This is a genomic window from Hymenobacter seoulensis (assembly GCF_054780535.1).
Genome location: NZ_BAAGWD010000001.1, coordinates 1,323,228 through 1,345,733 on the forward strand (window position 1 = coordinate 1,323,228; position 22,506 = coordinate 1,345,733).

18 protein-coding genes are annotated in these 22,506 nt (G+C 53.6%); 13 read left to right on the plus strand and 5 right to left on the minus strand.

Going from position 1 to position 22,506, the window contains the following annotated elements; genetic code table 11:
- Nucleotides 1-33 precede the first annotated feature (33 nt).
- Both ACYVHC_RS05705 and ACYVHC_RS05710 read right to left on the minus strand, forming a co-directional pair.
- Nucleotides 34-942: a lysophospholipid acyltransferase family protein gene (locus ACYVHC_RS05705; protein WP_460612699.1), complete on the minus strand. Its 909-nt coding sequence runs from the start codon at nucleotides 940-942 to the stop codon at nucleotides 34-36.
- Complete coding sequence (locus tag ACYVHC_RS05710) at nucleotides 939-1,826, minus strand: hypothetical protein (protein WP_460612700.1); 888 nt, start codon at nucleotides 1,824-1,826, stop codon at nucleotides 939-941. The genes ACYVHC_RS05705 and ACYVHC_RS05710 overlap by 4 nt, the downstream gene beginning before the upstream one ends.
- 245 nt (nucleotides 1,827-2,071) lie before the next feature.
- On the opposite strand from ACYVHC_RS05710, the gene ACYVHC_RS05715 reads away from it, so the two are divergent.
- From ACYVHC_RS05715 to ACYVHC_RS05740, 6 genes are all read left to right on the plus strand, one after another.
- On the plus strand, nucleotides 2,072-2,728 hold the full coding sequence (locus ACYVHC_RS05715; protein WP_460612701.1) for a WbqC family protein: 657 nt from the start codon (nucleotides 2,072-2,074) through the stop codon (nucleotides 2,726-2,728).
- A 124-nt stretch (nucleotides 2,729-2,852) separates the two neighbouring features.
- Complete coding sequence (locus tag ACYVHC_RS05720; protein ID WP_460612702.1) at nucleotides 2,853-5,474, plus strand: ATP-dependent Clp protease ATP-binding subunit; 2,622 nt, start codon at nucleotides 2,853-2,855, stop codon at nucleotides 5,472-5,474.
- A 232-nt stretch (nucleotides 5,475-5,706) separates the two neighbouring features.
- The gene (locus ACYVHC_RS05725) at nucleotides 5,707-7,275 is read left to right on the plus strand and encodes an acyl-CoA carboxylase subunit beta (protein ID WP_460612703.1); all 1,569 of its coding nucleotides are present in this window, start codon (nucleotides 5,707-5,709) and stop codon (nucleotides 7,273-7,275) included.
- A gap of 10 nt (nucleotides 7,276-7,285) precedes the next feature.
- On the plus strand, nucleotides 7,286-7,798 hold the full coding sequence (locus ACYVHC_RS05730; protein WP_460612704.1) for a GNAT family N-acetyltransferase: 513 nt from the start codon (nucleotides 7,286-7,288) through the stop codon (nucleotides 7,796-7,798).
- Nucleotides 7,799-7,840: 42 nt separating this feature from the next.
- On the plus strand, nucleotides 7,841-8,911 hold the full coding sequence (locus ACYVHC_RS05735) for a M42 family metallopeptidase (RefSeq protein WP_460612705.1): 1,071 nt from the start codon (nucleotides 7,841-7,843) through the stop codon (nucleotides 8,909-8,911).
- Nucleotides 8,912-9,007: 96 nt separating this feature from the next.
- Nucleotides 9,008-9,814 carry a TroA family protein gene (locus ACYVHC_RS05740; protein WP_460612706.1) on the plus strand — a complete coding sequence of 269 codons (807 nt, stop codon included), beginning with the start codon at nucleotides 9,008-9,010 and terminating at the stop codon, nucleotides 9,812-9,814.
- 81 nt (nucleotides 9,815-9,895) lie between these two features.
- On the opposite strand, the gene ACYVHC_RS05745 is transcribed toward ACYVHC_RS05740, so the two are convergent.
- Nucleotides 9,896-10,981 carry a 3-phosphoshikimate 1-carboxyvinyltransferase gene (locus ACYVHC_RS05745; RefSeq protein WP_460612707.1) on the minus strand — a complete coding sequence of 362 codons (1,086 nt, stop codon included), beginning with the start codon at nucleotides 10,979-10,981 and terminating at the stop codon, nucleotides 9,896-9,898.
- Between the two features lie 283 nt (nucleotides 10,982-11,264).
- Nucleotides 11,265-12,305: a 3-dehydroquinate synthase gene (aroB, locus tag ACYVHC_RS05750; protein WP_460612708.1), complete on the minus strand. Its 1,041-nt coding sequence runs from the start codon at nucleotides 12,303-12,305 to the stop codon at nucleotides 11,265-11,267.
- A 124-nt stretch (nucleotides 12,306-12,429) separates the two neighbouring features.
- On the opposite strand from aroB, the gene ACYVHC_RS05755 reads away from it, so the two are divergent.
- From ACYVHC_RS05755 to lysS, 7 genes are all read left to right on the plus strand, one after another.
- Nucleotides 12,430-12,885, plus strand: coding sequence for a hypothetical protein (locus tag ACYVHC_RS05755; RefSeq protein ID WP_460612709.1), 456 nt, complete (start codon nucleotides 12,430-12,432; stop codon nucleotides 12,883-12,885).
- A 281-nt stretch (nucleotides 12,886-13,166) separates the two neighbouring features.
- Nucleotides 13,167-14,360: a proline dehydrogenase family protein gene (locus tag ACYVHC_RS05760; protein WP_460612710.1), complete on the plus strand. Its 1,194-nt coding sequence runs from the start codon at nucleotides 13,167-13,169 to the stop codon at nucleotides 14,358-14,360.
- A 120-nt stretch (nucleotides 14,361-14,480) separates the two neighbouring features.
- A complete protein-coding gene (locus ACYVHC_RS05765) occupies nucleotides 14,481-14,849 on the plus strand; it encodes a hypothetical protein (RefSeq protein ID WP_460612711.1) in 369 nt (122 codons plus the stop codon).
- Between the two features lie 190 nt (nucleotides 14,850-15,039).
- Nucleotides 15,040-15,897, plus strand: a complete 858-nt coding sequence (locus tag ACYVHC_RS05770; RefSeq protein WP_460612712.1) for a hypothetical protein — start codon at nucleotides 15,040-15,042, stop codon at nucleotides 15,895-15,897.
- A 328-nt stretch (nucleotides 15,898-16,225) separates the two neighbouring features.
- Complete coding sequence (locus ACYVHC_RS05775) at nucleotides 16,226-18,373, plus strand: carboxy terminal-processing peptidase (protein WP_460612713.1); 2,148 nt, start codon at nucleotides 16,226-16,228, stop codon at nucleotides 18,371-18,373.
- Nucleotides 18,374-18,613: 240 nt separating this feature from the next.
- Complete coding sequence (locus tag ACYVHC_RS05780) at nucleotides 18,614-19,651, plus strand: hypothetical protein (RefSeq protein ID WP_460612714.1); 1,038 nt, start codon at nucleotides 18,614-18,616, stop codon at nucleotides 19,649-19,651.
- 215 nt (nucleotides 19,652-19,866) lie between these two features.
- Entirely contained in the window at nucleotides 19,867-21,429 is a 1,563-nt protein-coding gene (gene lysS / locus ACYVHC_RS05785) for a lysine--tRNA ligase (RefSeq protein WP_460612715.1), read from the plus strand.
- A 675-nt stretch (nucleotides 21,430-22,104) separates the two neighbouring features.
- Here the strand turns inward: lysS and ACYVHC_RS05790 are convergent.
- Complete coding sequence (locus tag ACYVHC_RS05790) at nucleotides 22,105-22,464, minus strand: YtxH domain-containing protein (protein ID WP_460612716.1); 360 nt, start codon at nucleotides 22,462-22,464, stop codon at nucleotides 22,105-22,107.
- Nucleotides 22,465-22,506 lie beyond the last annotated feature (42 nt).

A 22,506-nucleotide genomic window follows, 5' to 3' on the forward strand; every position in this document is an offset into this window, starting at 1 on the left:
CCTAGTCAGCCAGCAACTTCCGTTCTCCGCTTTTTATTTTGCTACTCGTTTGTGTTTCCAGCGGCGGTGCGTCCAGAGGTAATCGGCCGGAAACAGCCGGATATCCTGCTCTAGCTGCTTTACAAACGCGTCCGTAATGGGGTAGCTGTCTTTGGGTAGCGGCGAGTCGCCGTCGTAGAGTTCCGTGAGCACAATCTGATAGTAGCCGCGCTTGAGCCGCCGAATGCTCACGTACACTACCGGACAATTGAACTTGGCGGCCAAGCGGTCGGCGCTGGTATAGAAGCCGGAGTCCTGGTTCATGAACGTGGTCCAGTACGGTCGGTCTTCGGGGCCGGCGGCCTGGTCAGAAAGCATACTCACCACCCGTACTTCGCCTTTGCGCTGCACCATGTCGCGGAGCGTGTCGCGCATCGGAATGAGGCCCGAGCCTGTGCGCGTGCGCAGCCGGTACATAAAGTTCTCAAAAAACGGGTTGCTCAGCGGCTTGTACACCCCATCAGTATGCGCCGAAAGCCACACGGCGCCGGAAGTAAGCACCCATTCCCAGTTGCCAGCGTGCGAGGAAAGCCCGAGTACGGTGCGGCCCTGCGCAAAGTGCCGCTCCATCACCTCGGGGTTGCTGAACCACACCCGCTTTTTAAGCTCAGCGGCCGGCATGGAGGCCAGCTTCAGGATTTCTACCATCAGCTCCGAAAAGTGACGATAGAAAGCCGTAGCCAACTGCTGTATTTCCGTCTCTGACTTCTCAGGAAATGAATGGCGCATGTTCTCCAGCACTACCTTTCGGCGATACTGGAAAACATGCGCCATCAGCACATACAGAATAAATGAAAGGCCGTACAGCAGCTGTAGAGGCAATTTTGATAAACCAACCAGCAGCCACTCTAGGGGCCGGTAATACCAGGGGTAGGACTTCAGAACGGGGGTAACAGAACTCATCGGGGCATAACGGCCCCAACCGGAGCGTAATCGGCCGGGTCGCGGCGCATCAGGGTGGTTTGAGTGGAAAGCACTTGTTTTTTCGCGTTTCGGATTTCCAAAGTCAGTGTATACTCGCCGGCCGGTACTTTACTAATGTCTAGCTCCCCCGTCAGCACGGTTGATCTGCCGGAAGCACCTAGTACAGTGCCCTGGCCCGACGCCACATTTTTGGTTGCCTTATCGGCGCGCAAGCGGTAGCTGACCATGTAGGGTTGTTCGGCCGTGACGTTGTACAGCTCGGCGTAAAAGTACAGCTTATCCATTCCGCGCGCATACAGCCCGCCCACGGCCCTCGTCAGGCTAAGTCCGTTGCGCATAAAATTATTGGCCTCTACTGAAGAGCGGCTGGCCGGGCGGCTTAGCAATACAATGCTGCTCATGCGGGGCTTGCTGCCGCCAAACTCCAGTACCAGAGGCTGCTCCACTATATCCACGTTGGCAGAGCGATATAGGTCGCGCATCTGGCCCCGCAGCGTGTAGCGGCCTTCGGGCAGGTTGATGCGCTTCTGAAAGCTCACCGGATTTTTAATGGCCGCGGTAGTATCGCGAAGCACAGGCGGCTTTAGCGTAATGGTTTCTTGGTACGCGGCCGTGCCATCGGGCTTGATTACCTCCAGCAGCACCGTAGCGCCGGCCTGATACATTTTCGGGCCGCGCCGCTGATACGTAAGGTGCTTGCCCGCAATGGTGGCATACACTTCTACCACCGTTCCCTTCACGGCCACATCATCATGCCGATAGGTGGCTACATCAAGCTGCAACTGGTGCTGCCCGAAGGCTGGTAGCAGCGAAGTTACCAGTAAGCAGAGGGGTAGTAAAAACCGGAGTACAGTAGGCATCATGTCAGATTGGCGGTAATAGGGTGAGCAAGCTGTGGAAAGTCATCTCTACAAGCCCGACCAACACTAAGACCCGAAACGTCGTTTCAAAAACGTCTTCCCACTTTTACAACTGCGGTTCCAGATCCGGGAAGCATACTGCAATATTCAGCCCGGACTCTCCTAATATAGGAGTTGCTCCGGTATTTCCACACTTTCTTGTATCATCACGCTTTCGCATGGCCTGGTTCAGGCCTAATACTTTTTGCATGCCCGCTGTTTTATTTGAGTCGCAGTACAATCCGCCCGCCGCTTTCTTTGCTGAACTGATTGGAGCCGACGCCCTGTTGCTGGAGGCCCACGACAACTATCACAAGCAAACCTACCGCAACCGGTGCCTTATCCTCACGGCTCAAGGCGTACAGCCCCTTACTGTGCCCGTTATCAATGGCAACCGCAGTGAGAAAGTCCTGACTTCAGAAATTGAAATCGATTACAGCCAGAACTGGGTACACCGGCATTGGCGCACTTTGCAAACCGCATACGGCGGTACGCCGTACTTCGAATATTACGCCGACTATCTCCACGACATTTACGTACAGAAACCACGGCTCCTTTTTGAGCTTAACTACCGCCTCCTGGAATTTCATTTGCGCTGCCTGCGGCTTCGGCTACCGGTACAGCTCACTTCGGATTTCCTCTCTCCTTCTACTACCCCTCTTGCGGGCCTCAACCCTTCTTTACCAGAATCCTCAATCCTAGATCGGCGCGATTGGCTTACTCCGAAAGCAGCTAGCCAGCCAAAACCTGACAGGAAGTCGGTTCGTCCGTACTCACAGACGTTTGGTAAAGATTTTGTACCGGAACTCAGCATATTAGACCTGCTCTTTATGCAGGGACCGTCCGCCGGCAGTTTTCTTACGTAATGTAGTTGCCGCCTCCGAACCTTCGCCCGCATCACTCTGTTTTCAGAATACAGCGGCCTAACCCGCCAGCACATGCCTGATTTTGTGCTTGCGGGGTTCCGTTTTTCTTCACTACCTTATCTGCATGGAAGCTAAATTCTCAAATCGTGTCAAGGAGGTCATCTCCCTGAGCCGGGAGGAAGCCATCCGGCTTGGGCACGACTATATCGGTACCGAACACTTATTGCTGGGCATGATTCGCGAGGGGGAAGGCACGGCCATCGGGCTGCTCAAGAAATTGGGCGTTTCCGTGGACGAGCTGAAGTACGCCCTTGAGCAAGCCACTCGCAATACAGCTACGCAGGGAACGAGCATAACTGGCTCTATCCCCCTGACAAAGCAGACCGAGAAAGTTCTCAAGATTACCTACCTGGAAGCTAAAATCTTCAAAAGCGAAATTATTGGCACCGAGCATTTGCTCCTGTCGATTCTGCGCGATGAAGACAATATTTCGTCCCAAATCCTGAGCAAATTTAACGTGAACTACGAATCCGTACGTGATTCGCTGGACTACCACGGTAACACGGCGAACAACCCCACCAACGGCCCCGAGGCCGACGACGACGATAACGACCGCCTCTTTGGGGGCTCAGCAGGCCGCGGCGGTGCCGGAGCCGGTGCTACCCCTAAAAAAGGCAATGAGAAGTCGCGCACTCCAGTGCTTGACAACTTCGGCCGCGACCTGACCAAGCTCGCAGAGGAAGACAAGCTTGACCCTATTGTAGGCCGCGAAAAAGAAATTGAGCGTGTAGCTCAGATTCTGTCGCGCCGCAAGAAGAACAACCCCATTCTGATTGGTGAGCCTGGTGTAGGTAAAACGGCAATTGCTGAAGGCCTTGCCCTACGCATCATTCAGAAGAAGGTATCACGCGTGTTGTTCGGTAAGCGCGTAGTTACCCTCGATTTGGCTTCGCTGGTAGCTGGTACTAAGTACCGCGGCCAGTTTGAAGAGCGTATGAAGGCCGTAATGAATGAGCTGGAAAAGTCTCCGGACGTTATCCTATTCATTGACGAGCTGCACACGATTGTAGGTGCTGGTGGAGCTTCTGGCTCGCTGGACGCTTCCAACATGTTCAAGCCGGCTCTGGCCCGTGGCGAAATCCAATGCATTGGCGCTACTACGCTCGATGAGTACCGTCAGTACATTGAGAAGGATGGTGCCTTGGCCCGTCGTTTCCAGATGGTAATGGTAGATCCTACCACGCCTGAGGAAACCATTGAAATCCTGAACAACATTAAGGACAAGTATCAGGACCACCACCACGTGGTGTACACCGATAAGGCTATTGAAGCTTGCGTGAAGCTGTCGGACCGCTATATGTCGGACCGTTTCCTGCCAGACAAAGCCATTGATATCCTCGACGAAGCTGGTGCGCGCGTGCACATCAACAACATTGTGGTGCCCGAAGACATTCTCAAGCTCGAAGAGCAGATTGAGAACATCAAAGGCGAGAAAAACCGCGTGGTGAAGTCGCAGAAGTATGAGGAAGCCGCTAAGCTCCGCGACACCGAAAAGAAGCTGATTGATCAACTCGAGCAGGCCAAAAAGGACTGGGAAGAGGAGACTAAGAAGAAGCGCTACACGGTGAAAGAGGAGAACGTGGCCGAGGTTATTGCCATGATGACGGGCATCCCGGTTTCGCGTGTTGCGCAGAACGAAAGCTCCAAGCTCCTGAAAATGGGCGAAGAGCTGCAAGGCCGCGTGATCGGTCAGGACAAGGCCATCAAGCAATTGGTTAAAGCTATCCAGCGTACCCGCGTTGGCCTGAAAGATCCTAAGAAACCTATCGGTTCGTTCGTATTCCTAGGCCCAACGGGTGTAGGTAAAACGGAGCTGGCTAAAGTGCTGGCAACGTACCTCTTCGATAAAGAAGATTCGCTGGTGCGAATTGATATGTCGGAGTACATGGAGAAATTCAGCATCTCGCGCCTGGTGGGCGCGCCTCCCGGCTACGTGGGCTATGAAGAGGGTGGTCAGCTGACGGAGAAAATCCGCCGCAAGCCCTACTCCGTTATCTTGCTCGACGAGATTGAGAAAGCGCACCCAGATGTATACAACATTCTGCTGCAAGTGCTGGACGATGGTATTCTGACCGATGGTCTGGGCCGTAAGGTTGACTTCCGGAACACCATCATCATCATGACCTCGAACATTGGTGCTCGTGACCTGCAGGACTTCGGTGCTGGGATTGGTTTCGGAACCAAGGCGCGTCAGGAGAACATGGATGAGTTGACGAAGGGCACCATCACCAACGCCCTGCGTAAAACCTTCTCGCCCGAGTTCCTGAACCGTTTGGATGACGTTATCGTGTTTAACTCCCTGGAGAAAGCCGATATCCACAAGATTATCGACATTTCGCTGTCGAAGCTGTTGGGCCGTATCCAGACGCTGGGCTACCGTGTAGAGTTGACTGAAGCCGCCAAGGACTTTGTAGCTGAAAAAGGCTATGATCCTAAGTACGGTGCACGTCCGCTGAACCGGGCTATCCAGAAGTATATCGAAGATCCGATTGCGGAGGAAATCCTGAAAGCTGAAATTGCCCAGGGTGACGTTATTACGGCCGACTTCGCAGAAGGCGCCGAGGAACTGACCTTCGCCGTGAGCAAAAGCGGTGAAGCGCTCAACTTAGCTAGCGACGAGCGTCCTGAGGAAGCTCCCGAACCTAGCGATGACGAGCCGAAGGACAACAAGAAGAAAGGCGAGTAATCGTCAAGAGCAATTAAACGGCCGGTTCCTACACAGGAACCGGCCGTTTTTTGTGTTTTAGCTCATCCTATTTCTTGGCAGAAACGAAGCAGAAGGACCTTTCCTCTTTTTGCTAAGCTTCACATGCTTGATCTGCGAGGCCCCGAATTCTGGTGCGGCTTTTCTTTATCGGTACGTTACCTTTGGCTTCCTGACCTAAGTAGCTACATTGACCTCCCTTTAAGCCCACCCAATGTCTGACCCGCACGCTGAAGCCCAACTAAGCAAACTCGAAGTTCTCGACCGCAAAAACCAGGAAGCCTTACTAGGGGGCGGCCAGGCCCGAATCGATGCCCAACATAAAAAAGGCAAGCTTACGGCCCGTGAGCGGGTGGACCTGCTTCTAGATGAAGGCTCGTTCGAGGAAATAGGGAAGTTTGTAATGCACCGCTCCAAGGACTTCGGCTTGGACAAGGAGTACTACCTAGGCGACGGGGTAGTAACCGGCTACGGCACCGTAAATGGTCGTTTGGTGTACGTTTTCTCGCAAGATTTCACGGTGTTTGGCGGCTCGCTCAGCGAAACGCACGCCGAGAAAATTGTGAAGATTATGGACCTAGCCATGAAGAATGGCGCGCCGGTTATTGGTCTCAACGATTCGGGCGGAGCCCGGATTCAGGAAGGCGTGGTAAGCCTCGGCGGATATGCCGATATCTTCTACAAGAACACCTTGGCCTCCGGAGTAGTACCGCAGCTATCGGCAATTATGGGCCCGTGCGCCGGTGGTGCCGTGTACTCGCCCGCCATTACTGACTTCATTCTGATGGTAGAAGACACGAGCTACATGTTCGTGACGGGTCCGAATGTAGTGAAGACGGTAACGCATGAAAATGTGACCAGTGAAGAGCTGGGCGGCGCCAGCACTCACTCGGCCAAAAGCGGTGTAACGCACTTTAGCTGCGCCAACGAGGTAGCCTGCATCAACCACCTGAAGGCGCTGCTGAGCTACATGCCCCAAAACTGCGAGGAAACGGCTCCAGCCTTGCCCTATGAAGCTGGCCAGGACGAGTCGCGCGCGGTGTTGGATACCATTATCCCTGAAAACCCCAATCAGCCCTACGATATGCGGGAGGTGATTGAGGGCATTATTGATGCGGGCTCTTTCCTGGAAGTGCACCAGAACTTTGCTGAGAACATTGTGGTAGGCTTTGCTCGCCTGGGTGGACGCAGCATCGGCATTGTTGGCAACCAGCCGGCTGTGTTGGCTGGCGTGCTGGACATCAATGCCAGCACTAAAGCTGCCCGCTTCGTACGGTTCTGCGACTCGTTTAATATTCCGCTGCTGGTGCTGGAAGACGTGCCTGGTTTCCTGCCCGGCACCGACCAAGAGTGGCGCGGCATTATCACGAACGGCGCGAAGCTACTGTATGCTTTCTGCGAAGCTACCGTACCGCGTATCACCGTCATTACCCGTAAAGCCTACGGCGGTGCCTATGACGTGATGAACTCCAAGCACATTGGGGCCGATATGAACTACGCTTGGCCAACGGCCGAAATTGCGGTGATGGGTGCTAAGGGTGCCGCTGAAATCATCTTTAAGCGTGAAATAGCGCAGGCCGATGACCCCGAAGCCAAGCTGCAGGAGAAAGTAGATGAGTATCAGCAAAAATTTGCTACCCCCTACCGCGCGGCGCATCGTGGCTTCGTAGATGAAGTAATCCTGCCGTCGCAGACGCGCCAAAAGCTCATCCGGGCGTTCAAAATGCTCGAAAACAAAGTGGATACCCTGCCACGTAAGAAGCACGGAAATATTCCGCTGTAGTACCGCTTCCATGCCTATCCAGATTCGCCCGTCTACCCTTCAGGACGCTCAGGCTATTCAGAGCCTCTACCAACGAGTGTCGCGCGAATCTGGTGGCTTGGCCCGGCAGCCAGAAGAAATTACAGCTGACTATGTAGCGCATTTCTTGGGTCGCAGTTTGGCGCACGGGGTGGCGCTAGTGGCTGAGCAGGATGGGCAGCTGGTGGCCGAAATCCACGTGTACTCCTCTGGCCTGAAAATATTTGCGCACGTGCTCGGCGACCTGACGGTTGCCATTGACGCCGCTGCGCAGGGCCAAGGCTTGGGCCGCCGGCTTTTTACGGAGCTACTAGCCCACGTACAACACCGGTTTCCGCAGGTTACGCGGGTAGAGCTACTGGTTCGGGAAAGTAACACCCGCGCCATTGCGCTATACGAAAAGCTGGGTTTCCGGCAGGAAGGCCGCTTTACGGGCCGGGTAGCCGGAGCGCAAGGGCTAGAAGCCGATATCCCGATGGCCTGGCTCGCGACAGCTAGCGCCTAGTAGTTATTTTTTGATTCTCTTACCTTTTTGAGCCATTCGTATATGCGCCAAGAATCATTCGACTTCCTTCAGAAATACCTCAATAACCCCTCTCCTACCGGTTTTGAGAAAGAAGGCCAACAACTGTGGCTGGAATACATCAAACCCTACATCGACGAGTACTTCGTGGACACATACGGTACGGTAGTGGGGGTAGTAAATCCGGAGGCTAAGTACAAGGTGGTAATTGAGGCGCACGCCGATGAAATCAGCTACTTCGTCAACTACATCACCAAGGAAGGCTACCTCTACTTGCGCAAGAATGGTGGCTCTGACCCCTTGGTTGCCCCTAGCAAGCGCGTGAACATCCACACCAAGAAAGGCATTGTAAAAGCCGTTTTCGGGTGGCCCGCTATCCACGTACGCAAGGTAGAGCAAGATAAAGCGCCTACCATTGAAACAGTGTTCCTGGATTGCGGCGCTTCCAGCAAGGAAGAAGTGGAGGAAATGGGCATCCACGTAGGCTCCGTCGTGACGTTTGAGGACGAATTCACGGTGCTTAACAACAAATTTTATGTGGGCCGGGCGCTCGACAACCGCATTGGTGGTTTCATGATTGCGGAGGTAGCCCGGATGCTGAAGGAAAATAATAAAACCCTTCCCTTTGGCCTTTACATCGTGAATGCGGTGCAGGAAGAGATTGGCCTGCGCGGCGCCGAGATGATTGCGCACCGCATTCAGCCCGATGTAGCCATTATCACCGACGTGATTCATGACACGCAGGCGCCCATGTACGAGAAGAAAACCTCCGGCGACCTGCACTGCGGCAAAGGCCCCGTGATTACCTACGGCCCAGCCGTACAAAACAACCTGCGCGACCTGATTATCGAAACGGCCACAAGCGCAGAGATTCCGTTCCAGCGGGCCGCCGCCACTCGCGCTACCGGCACCGATACCGACGCCTTTGCGTACTCCAACGCGGGCGTAGCTTCGGCCCTGATTTCGCTACCCCTCAAGTACATGCATACCACCGTGGAAACGGTGCACAAAGACGACGTGGAGAACGTAACCAAGCTCATCTACGAGTGCCTGCTCCGCATTGAAGACGGCCACGATTTCAGGTACTTCTCGTAAGACTTTACGGCTTGCTCAAGCCTAGTAAAAGGCCTTGCCAGCGTGCGTTGCGTTGGGCAAGGCCTTTTTTTGTTCGGATGCTTTACTTTGCTTTCTATGGATCTGCCTCCTATTCCTAGCCTTCCGCTTACTGTTACGGATCAAATGAACCGCCGCGTGGCCGTTCCGTTTCCGCCGCGGCGTATTGTGTCATTGGTACCTTCTCAAACAGAGTTGCTATATGATTTGGGGCTAGCAGAGCGGGTAGTGGGTGCCACGAAGTTTTGTATCCATCCGGCGGAGGCCCGTTCGCATGCAGCTGTTATTGGTGGTACGAAGAACTTCCACTTCGAGCAGATTGCCGAGTTGAAACCCGACCTGATTATTGGCAACAAGGAAGAAAACTACCAGGAAGGCATAGAGCAGCTAGCAGACATGTTTCCTGTCTGGATGAGTGATATCACGACCCTTGACGATTCACTGGACATGATCCAACGGGTAGGGTTTATCACGGGGCGTAAGGACGCAGCAGAACAGATAGCCACCAGCATAGCAACCTCCTTCTCGGAGCTTACCACACCAGCTGAGCTGACAACTGCGGCATACTTCATCTGGCGTAAGCCTTATATGGTGGCAGCGGGCGGCACGTTTATTACCGATATGCTGGCGCGAGCTGGTTTTTCCAATGCATTCGGCCACCTCGGGCGCTACCCCGAAGTTACGGCTGAACTGCTGCAGGCCGCTGCGCCCCAGCAGATTTTGCTTTCTTCGGAGCCCTATCCATTTAGCCAAAAACACCTAGCCGAGTTTCAGGCGCTTTGTCCGGAAGCTACTGTGCGGGTAGTAGACGGAGAATTGTTCAGTTGGTATGGAAGTCGGCTGCGCCACTCAGCGGCGTATTTCCGGGAGTTGCAACAACACTAGCCCTTTTATAAACCGAAAGCCTACTCACTCTGGTATCGAGTAAATAGGCTTCCGGTTTCTGCACAGTTGATCAGTTTTTATCTACTGCACATCAAACCCCACCTTTTGCAGCTCTTGCCAAAACTGCGGGTACGATTTGCGAACCACCTGAGGCGCCTCGATGGTTAGGGCGCCGCGCAGGGCTAGTGGAGCAAAGGCCATAGCCATGCGGTGGTCGTGGTAGGTAGCCACGTGCTGGCCCTGTACCTGAAAGTTTTCGGCCCCAACTATAAACCGACCTTCGCCCGCATCAGTAAGGGAGCCGCCAAACTTCGCCAGCTCCGCCTGAAGCGCGGCAATGCGGTCCGTTTCCTTGATGCGCAGGCTTTCCAGGCCGGTCATTTCGGTGGGCACTCCTAACGCGGCGGCAACCACGGCTACCGTTTGGGCTAGGTCGGGGCAGTCGGTGAAGTCTTGAGTAAGTGAGGTGGCCGGCGGAATTTGGGTAAGGCGAACCGCTTCATCAGCCAAAAACTCGGTTTGCACGCCCAGCTTCTCCATAATCCCGACGATGGCCTGGTCGCCCTGCCAGGAGTAGCGGCGCAAGGTGGGCAGTGTGAGATGGGAGCCCGCAGGTGCCAACGCCACCATCGCATACCAATAGCTGGCCGCCGACCAGTCACCTTCCACCGTGTAGTTGGTGGGCTGATAGGCCTGAGGGCGCACCTCCAGCACTTCGCCCAAGTCGCGGCACTCAGCCCCAAAGTGCTGCATCAGCGCCTGCGTCATCCGGATATAGGGGCGGGATCCTACCTTACCGGTCAGCCACACGCGCAGGCCATGAGGCAAAGTGGGGCCCACCATCAGCAAGGCTGAAATGTACTGGCTGCTGATGTCGCCGCGCACGGTTAGTTCGGCAAAATCATCGGTTTCAGTGGCGGGCTGGGGCGTACGGCCATCGAGGCGCAGCGGTGGGTAGCCCTCTTCGCCAGTATACTCAATGCGGGCACCTAGCTGGCGGAGTGCATCAACTAGCACAGCGATAGGGCGCTCTTTCATGCGTGCCGTGCCCGTGAGCTGGGTTTGGCGGCCGGTCATGGCGAGATAAGCCGTGAGAAAGCGCATCACCGTACCAGCATCTTCGGCGTCGAAAAGTGGCGAGGCCGGGTTTTGCAGCAGGCGCTGCATGAGTTGCGTATCGTTGGCGTCGGAAAGGTTGTGCAGCTCTCCGCCGCCGGCCAGCGCCTGAATAATCAGGGCCCGGTTGCTTTCGCTTTTCGAGGCAGGAACCTGCGCCGTGCCCCGCAGTGGGCCAGTTGGCCAGGCAATGGTTACAGAAGTATTAATGGCACTTCAGGCTTGCAGGACGCAGCTCCAGCCCGCCCTTCGTGAAAAATACGCTACCCCTCTGCCCACTTCGAACCGGCCAGAGGGGTAGCAAACAGAGCTGGAGCTCCGTTTCATGAAGTTGCTACAAACGGTGGTAATACCGCAACGACTCCGCAATTTCCTCTACCGTCACCGGCTGATCATATACCCCCTGGCCAATGGCTTCTAACAGTGTGCACTGTATGGTATTGCCGGAGTTTTTCTTGTCTTGGCGCGCAAAATCGGCAATAGCATTGGTTTCCAAGGTCACAAACTGCACTTTCTCATAGATCGAAAACAAGAACGTTTCAATCCGGTCCAGCTCGTCGGCGCTCAGCAGCCCTTTATGGTGGCTTAGCCACGCTTCGCAAACCATACCGGCCGCCACGGCCTCACCGTGTAGTATTTCGCGCCCGGGCTGTAGCAGCAGATAGCTTTCTAGGGCATGTCCTACCGTGTGGCCGAAGTTGAGCAGCTTGCGCAGTCCGCTTTCCAGGGGGTCCTGCTCTACAATCCGTTGCTTCAGCGCCACCGATGCCTCAATAATCGGCGTCCAGTCCTCTACCATCACCCCAATGTTCCGGTTTTCGGCGAAAGCCTGCGCATCAGCAATAAGCCAGTGCTTTACCACCTCTGCGTAGCCTGATTTAAGCTGGCGAGGGTCAAGCGTAGCCAGAAAGCGCGGGTCGATGCAAACAGCGGCGGGCTCCTGAAAAACGCCAATTTGGTTTTTGAAGCCCATGAAATCGACGCCGGTTTTGCCCCCGATGCTGGCATCAACCTGAGCTAATAAAGTAGTAGGTACCTGCACAAACCGGATGCCACGCTTATACAAGGCCGCGCAGAAACCACCTAGGTCGGTAACCACGCCGCCGCCTACGTTTACCAGCACAGCGTGCCGGTCGGCTCGGGCTTCGGTTAACCGCGTCCATACGGCCTCGCACGTGTCCAGGTTTTTGTATTCCTCGCCGGCTGGGAACTCCACCAAGGTATAGCCCGCCGGAAGGAATTTTTCTAGCAAAGGCACACACTGGCGGGCCGTGGTAGAATCCGCTAGTACAACTACCTGACTTACAGCCGGCCGCAGCAGCAAATCGGCTAGTTCAGACAGCGCCTTGAATCCTATAAACAGGTTTTTGTTCAAAATTATCTGAGTTTAAAAATTTTTTGGCCCAACCTTTGCAAGAAATTGGACAAAAATAGCTTGATTTGATGCAACTATAGCACCCAGCTTCAGCCCACACAATGCAACTTACTTCTATTCTATTATGACTTCCTTTAATCGTGGCGTATTCGTCATGACAGTATCGGGTATTGGGTTACTATGTGGGGCTTGCAACCGCGAGTCCTTGCCTACGGCAGAAGAAAAACTAGTTGGGCGTTGGGAATGGCAGCAAACCACTGCCAGCAGCCAACGCCTACTCACCCCAACAAACACGGGCCATCGGGTAGAAGTTGAATTCGACCGTCGGGGCCGCGCTCGGTTTTATCAGGATGGCAGCCTAGTAAGTGCCGCCGTATTCTCAGTTCGGCGCGTTAAAGGTGGCTTAGGCGAGCCTTCTCGCCATGTCATTATTTACCGAGGCTATCAAAGCAACCAGTTCTACTCCTTATCAGGCAACCGCTTGCGCTTGCAGGATGCGAGTGGGAAGCTTTCAGAGCATACGTATACGCGGGTAGTTCCGGAAGTGTCGGCCCAGCTGCCTACCACCAAGCCTTACTAACTACAGCCAGCTACTACCCAATGCGGCTGGTTCAATACATGAAAACCCTTGTAGAATGAGTAAACACTCTTTCCGCAAGGGTTTCTTATTTCAGATGGGCTAGTGCCCTGGAGGTTTGGGCAGATAAAGTAGCATTACAGCACATCAGCACTGATAAGGCAGAGGGTACCAGGGCCCAGCAATGCCTGGCAGGTGGCGCAACTATACTGCCTAAAAGAATGTTTACCGGCTATCTTTGTGGCGGCAACTCACCACCCATTGCCGTTCAAACCTTCCACCCGATGCCTGAAACTCAAGCCCCGCCCGTTTCCTTCGAAGATACCGCCGTTGCCTTCGCCTCCAAGTCTGATGGGGAGTTGCGCAAAATGTATGCGCTCTTTGCTGCCATGAACAACAACTCGTTGGTCAAGACCGGCGGAGGGCTCATGAAAGCGGCGCTGAAGTGGCACCTGCCTGGCTCCAAGTTCATTATCAAAAACTCTATCTTCAGCCAGTTCTGCGGGGGCGAATCCATTCAGGAGTGCCTGCCTGTTATTAAGGAGCTAGGCCGCTACCACATCGGAACCATTCTGGATTACTCCGTGGAAGGCGAGGGCAACGACAAAAGCTTCGACGCCACCACCACCGAAATTCTAGCTACCATCGACCTAGCGCACCGCTCCCAGAACATTCCGTTTTCGGTGTTCAAAGTAACGGGCGTTGGTGATGCCGTTATTCTGGAAAAGGTGCAGGCCGGCAAGCCCCTTACGGTGGCCGAGCAGGAAAGCTTCGAGCGGACTAAAAAGCGTGTTAACGCTATTTGTGCCCGGGCACACCAGTACGGTGTGCGGGTTTTCATTGATGCAGAAGAGAGCTGGTTCCAAGAAACCATTGATCAGCTGGCATATGCCATGATGCAGCGCTACAATCGTGAGTCGGCTATTGTCTGGAACACGTACCAGCTGTATCGTCATGATCGGCTCGATGCAATCCAGAAGGCTTGCGCCGATGCGGAAACCGATGGATATTACCTAGGCGGCAAGTTGGTACGGGGCGCTTACATGGAAAAGGAAGGCCGGGTAGCCGCGCAACAAAGCCGCCAAAACCCTATCAACTCCAGCAAGCAAGCCACCGATGATCTGTACAATGAGGCGCTTCGGTATTGTGTAGCGCACGTTGACCGCATCAGTATTTGCGCCGGCACTCATAATGAGGCAAGCTCCTTGCTGCTTACGGAGCTGATGCAAAAGCAGGGACTGCGGGCCAACGATCCGCGTATTTGGTTTGCCCAGCTATATGGCATGAGCGATAACCTGAGCTATAACCTGGCAAATGCGGGCTACAACACCGCTAAATATGTACCCTATGGCCCGGTAGAAGCAGTAATGCCGTATCTGCTGCGCCGTGCCGACGAAAACACGGCAATTGCCGGCCAAAGCAGCCGGGAGTTTCTACTCATTAAGAAAGAAATGGAGCGCCGGAAGGTCCGTCCGTAAATCATATTTAGCTGAGCGGCATAGTTTTGGTTAGCATGAGCCCGTTGCTTCGGTTTGTATCCGAGGCAGCGGGTGTTTTTTTTATTACATTCCGCTTTCGTTCCCTCTATTGCCCCTCACATGACCGGCCGAGTACGCAGCCATCTTATCCGTTTTGCCCGCACCCAGGTAGGCACTACCAGCTACCTCAACCTAGTACAGGAGGCCGAGTTGGGCTTTAACCTGGAAATTTCTCACGAGAAAGCCCGGCTCAACGAAATCCTCGCTGAGATTTCCGAAAACGAGTACCAAGCGGGTCGTCCTATTCTGAGTTGCTTGGTAAAAGTGGAAGGATCCAAAGGGCAAGGCGACAACTTTTATAAGTTGTGCGAGCGGCTAGGCCTAGGCGATTGGAGGACCTTAAAGCAGGAAGAGGATTTCCTTAAGACCATGCGGCGAGAATGCCGGGCTTTCTGGAAAGAGGAAGCCAACTATGAACAATTTGGGTAACATTAAAAGCCTGTTGTGGGGCTTATAATGTTAATATTGAATGAATAAAGAGGCTTAAGTCGGAATTTTATTGCAACCCCAGCAAGAGACCTACCGTTAAGCCTTGTGAAACCTCCACCGGACACGTCCTTTCCCTTTCCAGTCCGGCGGGGTGTCTCTCTCCTATCATTCATTCAACCCTCACCCCCACATGAACACCAACGATTCGAACAACCCGACGAACACAGGTACTGGCTCAGGCGCAAACTATGGCACTGGTGCTGCTGGCAGCAATGCAGGTAGCGGCTACGGCGCAGGTACTGGCAGCACGAACTCGAGCGGTAACATGGGTAACTCTAGCACTGGCGACTACTCTAATCAGGGTGGCCTGAGCTCCGATTCAAATCCTCATCATGACCATAGTGCCACGCAAAAAGGTGCAGCCGCCGCTGGTTCGGTTGGTGCAGCCGTAGGTGCTGGCATTGATGCTACTCAAAACGCCGCTGGCGACGCTGCTCGTGCAGTAACTGGCAGCAATACTACTTACGGCTCAGGCAGCAGCCATACTTATGGCACTTTCCGTGACCGTAGCAGCGCTGAGCGTGCATATCAGTCGCTTTCTTCGCGTGGCTATAGCAAAGATGATGTGAACGTGCTGATGTCGGACGACACCCGTAAAGCTCACTTTGGCGAAAACACTCCTGACACTGACCTCGGCGACAAAGCTATGGAAGGTGCTGGTGTAGGTTCTGCTATTGGTGGTACTGCTGGTGCTATCATTGGCGCTATAGCTGCCATTGGTACTTCGGTAGCATTGCCCGGCCTTGGCCTCGTAATTGCTGGTCCTATTGCCGCTGCCTTGGCTGGTGCCGGTGCTGGTGGCCTGACGGGTGGCCTAGTAGGTGCCCTCGTAGGTTCAGGTATTCCTGAGGAGCACGCTGCTGAATATGAGTCAGACGTGAAAAATGGCGGCATTGTAATGGGCGTTAAGCCCCGTAACGAAGAAGATGCTCGCTATTTCGAAGAAGAATTCCGTCGTCATAACGGCGACAAGGTGCGTCGTTACTAGTAACTAGCACTGCTTCTTTAAGTATAAAAGGCCCTCCCTATCTTTAGGGAGGGCCTTTTTTATGGTATCAGCTGAAACATAGTTGGTGGCTAATTCATTTTTACATGCGTAATTGCCAGATACCTACTATATATCCAATTGCTGAGGCAAGGTATATGCAACCTTTCGCCTTATTTTTTCAACCTTAGCTGAAGAATGCGCTTTTAGTTTTGGCACTTATTTAGCTAACAATGGCGTTTTCGTATCAACCGATAGTCTGCCCCCTGCGTAGCCTATCTTACAGGCGCTAGCCTAGCTCAGAATTTCCTTCATCTCATTTCGATTATTCATGTCTTCCCCCCGACTAAAGATAGGCCTATATGCCTCGGTGTTGCTGGCGGTGTTTGTGCTGGCTTCCTATAAGCTTTACCGGCGCAACGACGGCCGTTCCCCCCAGAAGGATGAAGTCCTGATAAAGGCCATGCTCCAGGGCCTAAGCGCGGCCCACTATCAGCCAGAGCGCATTGATGATGCCTTCTCCAAGCGGGTGTTTGATCTGTACCTCAAGCGTGTTGATGGCAGCAAGAAGTTTTTGCTTCAGTCAGATGTAGAGCAGCTCCGCAAGTACCAGAATGATATTGATAACCAGGTGCAGCGCGGCACGCATGAGTTCCTGGATCTGAGCACGCAGCTGATGCAGCAGCGGGTAAAGGATATTCAGACGCTGTATCGGGATATTCTGTCGAAGCCGTTCGATTTCACTACGGAGGAAAGCTTCGAAACAGAGCCTGACAAAACCAACTTTGCCGCCAATGCAGCAGCACAGCGCGAAGAGTGGCGCAAGTTTCTGAAATACCAGACGATGGTCCGGGTTTCGGAAATGATGGACGAGCAGGCCAAGAAGAAGGATAAGCCATTGGCTTCAACTTCGGCTACCCCTTCGCCCGCTACCACCTCCGAGCCAATGCGTACTCCGGAGCAAATGGAAGCAGAAGCCCGCAAGCGGGTAATGAAGTATTTTGATGAGTACTTCAAAGATCTGCAGCAGTCAGATGCCAACGACCGGTTGGCTATGTATGCTAATACCATTGCTAACACCTATGACCCCCACACGGAGTACTTCGCGCCCCGCGATAAGGAAACGTTTGATATCGCCATGACGGGCCGCTTCGAGGGCATTGGTGCATCGTTGCAGGAGAAAGATGGCCAGATTAAGGTTTCTGACATTATCCCAGGTAGCGCATCATACCGCCAAGGCGAGTTGAAAGCCGGCGATATCATTATGCGTGTAGCGCAGGGTGCTGATGAGCCGGTTTCTATTGAAGGCATGCGCTTGGATAAGGCTGTGTCGCTGATCAAAGGCAAGAAAGGCACTGAAGTGCGCCTGACGGTAAAGAAGCCGGATGCCAGCACGAAAATCATTTCGATTATCCGGGATGTAGTAGTAATTGAAGAAACCTACGCACAGTCGGCTACTATTCAGGATGGTGGCAAAAAGCTAGGTTACATTAAGCTGCCTAACTTCTATGCCGACTTCAACGATAACGGTGGTCGTAGCTCGGCCGCTGACGTGAAGAAGGAATTGGAGAAGCTGAAAGCTGAAAACGTGCAGGGCGTAGTACTCGACCTGCGCTTTAATGGTGGTGGATCTTTGCAGGACGCCGTAGAAATGGCGGGTCTGTTTGTAGAGAGCGGCCCTGTAGTGCAGGTACGCGGCGGCCAAGGCCCCGCTACCATCCTCAACGACCGTGACCCCCGCATTCAGTACGGCGGCCCGCTGGTGGTGCTAGTAAACAAGTACAGCGCCTCGGCCTCCGAAATTCTGGCTGCGGCTATTCAGGACTATAAGCGTGGCGTAGTAATGGGCTCAGCCAGCACCTATGGCAAAGGCACGGTACAGCGCATCTTCGACCTGGATGAAGCCATGCCGGCTGAGTTCAACAGCATCAAGCCTTTTGGTTCGCTGAAGCTGACTACTCAGAAGTTTTACCGCATCAATGGTGGCTCAACTCAGTTTAAGGGTGTGATTCCGGATATCATTCTGCCCGATGCTTACAGCTATTTGGATCAGGGTGAAAAGGAGACTGACTACCCCTTGAAGTGGGATGAAATCACGCCGGCTCGCTACCGTTCTTACAACGGTGCTCCTGCTATTGATAAGCTTCGCCAAGCTAGCATTGCTCGTGTAAACGCCAGCCCTAGCTTTAAGCAGCTTTCCGGTATGGTACAGCGCATGGTAAAGCGTAAGGACGACACCAAAGTATCGTTGCAGTTGGCTAACTATCGCGCTGAGCAAGCACAGGCTAAGGTAGAGTCAGATAAATACGAAACTATCCAGAATGCGGCTCAGGCCATGGCTATTGCTCCGTTGACAACGGATCTGCGCCAGTTAGGTGCTGATACCATTAAGGTAAACCGTGCCTCGCGCTTTGTGAAGCCCTTGAAGAAGGACATTACGTTGCGTGAAGCCGTAGCTGTACTGCAAGACCAAATTTAAGATCTGCGCGTACCGCTTCCTGATAGGTTTAAGCCTCCGTCCTACCTAGGGACGGAGGCTTTTTCTTGACCGTTATATTCACGCAATTTCCTTTAGTAAATCGACTTAAAAAACACACAGTATTCACAGCCATTATTTCATATATAAATCTCTGATTATCAGCATATTAATTACGATACATATTTGCCCAATATTTTTAGCAAATATGAACTCAATTCTTAGTAACTTGGTTTACTAAGCATGACAACGATGAACATGGAAACGAACATCATTCCACTCGTTACGGACGAGCAGAAACAGGCAGAGGAAATCTGGCGCAAATCGATTCCGGCCCAGGTGTTTCTCAACTACTTCTTCGCTATTAACTATCACATTCAGGAAGGTGATGACGCCATGGGCGGCTTACAGCACCTTCCGTTCTTCCGGGCACATCAGGCTGAGCTTGCAGAGACGGACATTCAGGCTATCAGCAAAATGCTGCATGCCTCCTGGAGTACAGAGTACGCGCTTCGCTCTACTGCTGAGCTTGGCGACGAAGACTACCTGCGCAATGCCTTGCACTGGACGTTCCCACAGGCTCACCATACCATTATGGCTGGCTTGCAGGCGTTCCTTTACACGGCGGGCGTACGCAGCAATAACCCTTCGCTTATTAACCGGGAGGTGGGCCGCTTAGTCGTGCGCAATGCCTATCCGCGTCCGGTTTCGTTTTATGCGGCTGGCGCGTACGGCGACTTTAGCATTCACCGCTTGCCCCTGGCGGGCTACAAGGCGGGGCTACATATTGCCAGCAAGGAAATTGATGCTCAGGCCCAGATTGGTCAGTTCTTGCGCACTACGCGGAAGATGAAGGCCCAGTGGACTAGGCAGCAAGTGCAGGCCAACCCCAACACGGCCCTGCGTAGCCAGAAGACCGGCAAGGTGCTGGACAAGTGGACGGCTTCGCATTGGCAGCAGATTACGTGGCGCTTAGGCTATACCACCATCTTCGACCTGTTGGGCCGCCTGCGTATCTCGCAAACCAGCCGCGAGATTGAGCGCTACGTGGAAGCCGAGATTGACTTCAAGCTTTTCCACCAGTCGCTGCTCAATATTGTGAGCTACCTCAACGGCATTCATGAAACCTACGTGGCGAAAGCTGTAGGCCTTGAGCGCTACCAGCAGCTAGTACAAGAGCTGCCTAAGCACCTGCAGAACTCGTTTGTGCAGGAACGCCTACACACCCGCGTTGAGCCTCAGCTCCGCGACAACGAGCCGACCATGCGAATGGCGGCCTAAGTCACCTGATCTTTTTTGTAGTCTTACTGCATATACACGTAAGCGCTGGCCCTTTGGGCTGGCGCTTTTTGTTTGCCTATATGGCTACTACACTCCTATTCGGGCCCAACCATCCAACTCTTCGTTGGTTTATGCAAATAAGTGTGTGAGCCGCGCTATTTTTGCAGCTTGACTTGACCGGCCCCACGCGGGCTTTGTTTTTACCCCCTCGCACTATGCATCACCTCAGCGAACAGGAGATTATCCGTCGTAATAAACTGGAAGAGCTCCAGAAGCTCGGCATTGAGCCGTATCCGTCCGAGTTATTCGACGTGAACTTCTACGCCCAGGAAATTCTCGATAACTACCACCCTGAGCTCAATAACTTCCAGGACGTAAGCCTGGCGGGCCGGCTGATGTCGATTCGGGTAAAAGGGAAGGCCTCGTTTGCGGAATTGCAGGATGCCTCGGGCCGAATTCAGCTCTATATCAACCGCGACGAAATCTGCCCCGGTGAGGACAAAGAGCTTTACAACACCGTGTTCAAGAAGCTGGTAGACCTAGGCGACTTTGTTGGCGTAAAAGGGCACATCTTCAAGACGATGGTGGGCGAAACCTCGGTGCACGTAACCGGTTTCACGCTGCTGAGCAAGAGCCTGCGGCCACTACCGGTCGTAAAAGAGCGTACAGATGAGGCCACGGGTGAGAAAATCACCTACGACGCCTTCACGGACCCGGAGCAGCGCTACCGCCAGCGCTATGTGGATTTGGTGGTGAACCCGCACGTGCGCGACGCGTTTGTGAAGCGGACTCAGCTCGTGCAGGCCATGCGCAATTACTTGAACGACAAAGGCTACCTGGAGGTGGAAACCCCGATCCTACAGCCGTTGTATGGTGGTGCCGCCGCACGTCCGTTCAAAACGCACCACAATACGCTGGACATGACGCTGTACTTGCGCATTGCCAACGAGCTGTACCTGAAGCGCCTGATTGTGGGTGGCTTTGATGGCGTGTACGAATTCTCGAAGGACTTCCGTAACGAGGGCATGAGCCGGTTCCACAACCCGGAGTTCACTCAGATGGAGCTGTACGTAGCCTACAAAGACTACTACTGGATGATGGACCTGGTAGAGGAAATGGTGGAGCGCGTGGCCCTGGCCTTACACGGTAAAACCGAAGTGCAGGTCGGCGACAACCTCATCAACTTCCAGCGCCCTTGGAAGCGCTTCACCATGGCTGAGTCTATTGAGCATTTCACGGGCTTCAACATTGACGGCAAGAGCGAAGACGAATTGCGCGCTGCTGCCAAAGAGCTGAAAGTAGGCCTCGACCCAAGCATGGGCAAAGCCAAAATCATCGACGAAATTTTTGGGGAGCATGTGGAGCCCAAGCTGATTCAGCCCACCTTCATCACGGATTACCCCGTGGAAATGTCGCCGCTGGCTAAAAAGCACCGCAGCAAGCCCGGCCTGGTAGAGCGCTTTGAGGCCATCTGCAACGGTAAGGAAATCTGTAATGCCTTCTCGGAGCTGAATGACCCCATCGACCAGCGTGCCCGGTTTGAGGACCAGCTGGAGCTAGGGAAGCGCGGCGATACGGAAGCTATGGTACTCGATGAGGACTTCCTGCGCGCCCTGGAGTACGGCATGCCCCCTACTGCCGGCCTTGGTATTGGCATCGACCGTCTGAGCATGATCATGACCAACTCCAACTCCATTCAGGATGTACTCTTCTTCCCGCAAATGAAGCCAGAGTACAGCAAGTCGGAGAACGCACCGCACCCCGACGCAAACGCATAAATCACGGATTGCTGTATTGGAGCGAATTTCTCGATCTAAAACATACAAAAAGGGACACGCTGCTCAGCGTGTCCGTTTTTTTGTTCAGGCAACATCCGGGCAATCCGAAAAATCGGGTTCTATCCGTGAGTAAAATCAGAAAGCCTCCCGCTGATTGAATAGCGGGAGGCTTTCTTTTATAACTGACAATAAATAATTCCGTTGAATAGCCTTTGCCTGAGGAAGCTTGCGATGGGCATGTGCGATTTTACTACCTCGGTTTGTTAACCATTCCGTGATAGAAGCTCTACAGCCGGCAATTTTACGACAGGTGCGTATCCAACTTCTTGTAAGTCGGTTATGATAGCTTTAACGCGGTAACGGACCTAGGGTTACAAAGCCAAGATGTTTTTTGACAGACAGCTCTGGCAGTAAAAAAAGAAAGCCTCTCGCTAAAAAAAGTGCGAGAGGCTTTCCCTAAATACAATTGGCTTACCCTTCCGATTGGGGTGTGCAGAAGAAATGTGCGATGGACATCGTTCGATTTTACTGACGGGTTGTTTGACCAGATCCTATCAGAAGCTCAACGCGTCGGCAATTTTACTTGCTACAACTTCTCCAACCTTCTTACAAGCCGATTGTATATTCTTTAACGGCGGCCTAGTGAGGAGGTTACACAATTTGCGAAAAAATTTCTCAGGCTTTGTACCCTGGGAAATGACGGGTGTCGCCGCCCATTCCATCGTAGTCCGAATCCACGTCGGAGCTAGTCGACACTTCGTAGGCGGAGTCGCTGAGGGAATTCAGCAGGCTGTCGGCCGCTGAGCGGTTGGTGTGCAGCTGGTCGGAAAGTGGGGCTTCGGCTTTCAGAGAGCCTAGGCGGGCCTGGCCTTCTTTCAGCAGCTTATTCAGCCCGTCGCCCCATTTCGATGCTGACTTTTTGAGGTTCGAGCGGGTTTCGTCGCCGGTCTCAGGCGCCAGCAGCAGGCCTGCTACAATACCAGCCGTGGCGCCAGCCAGCAGCGAGAGAATTACTTTGCCTTTCGTGTCTTGCATGTGACGGAACAAGTTAGGGTGAGAGTAGAACCAACCGGCTGC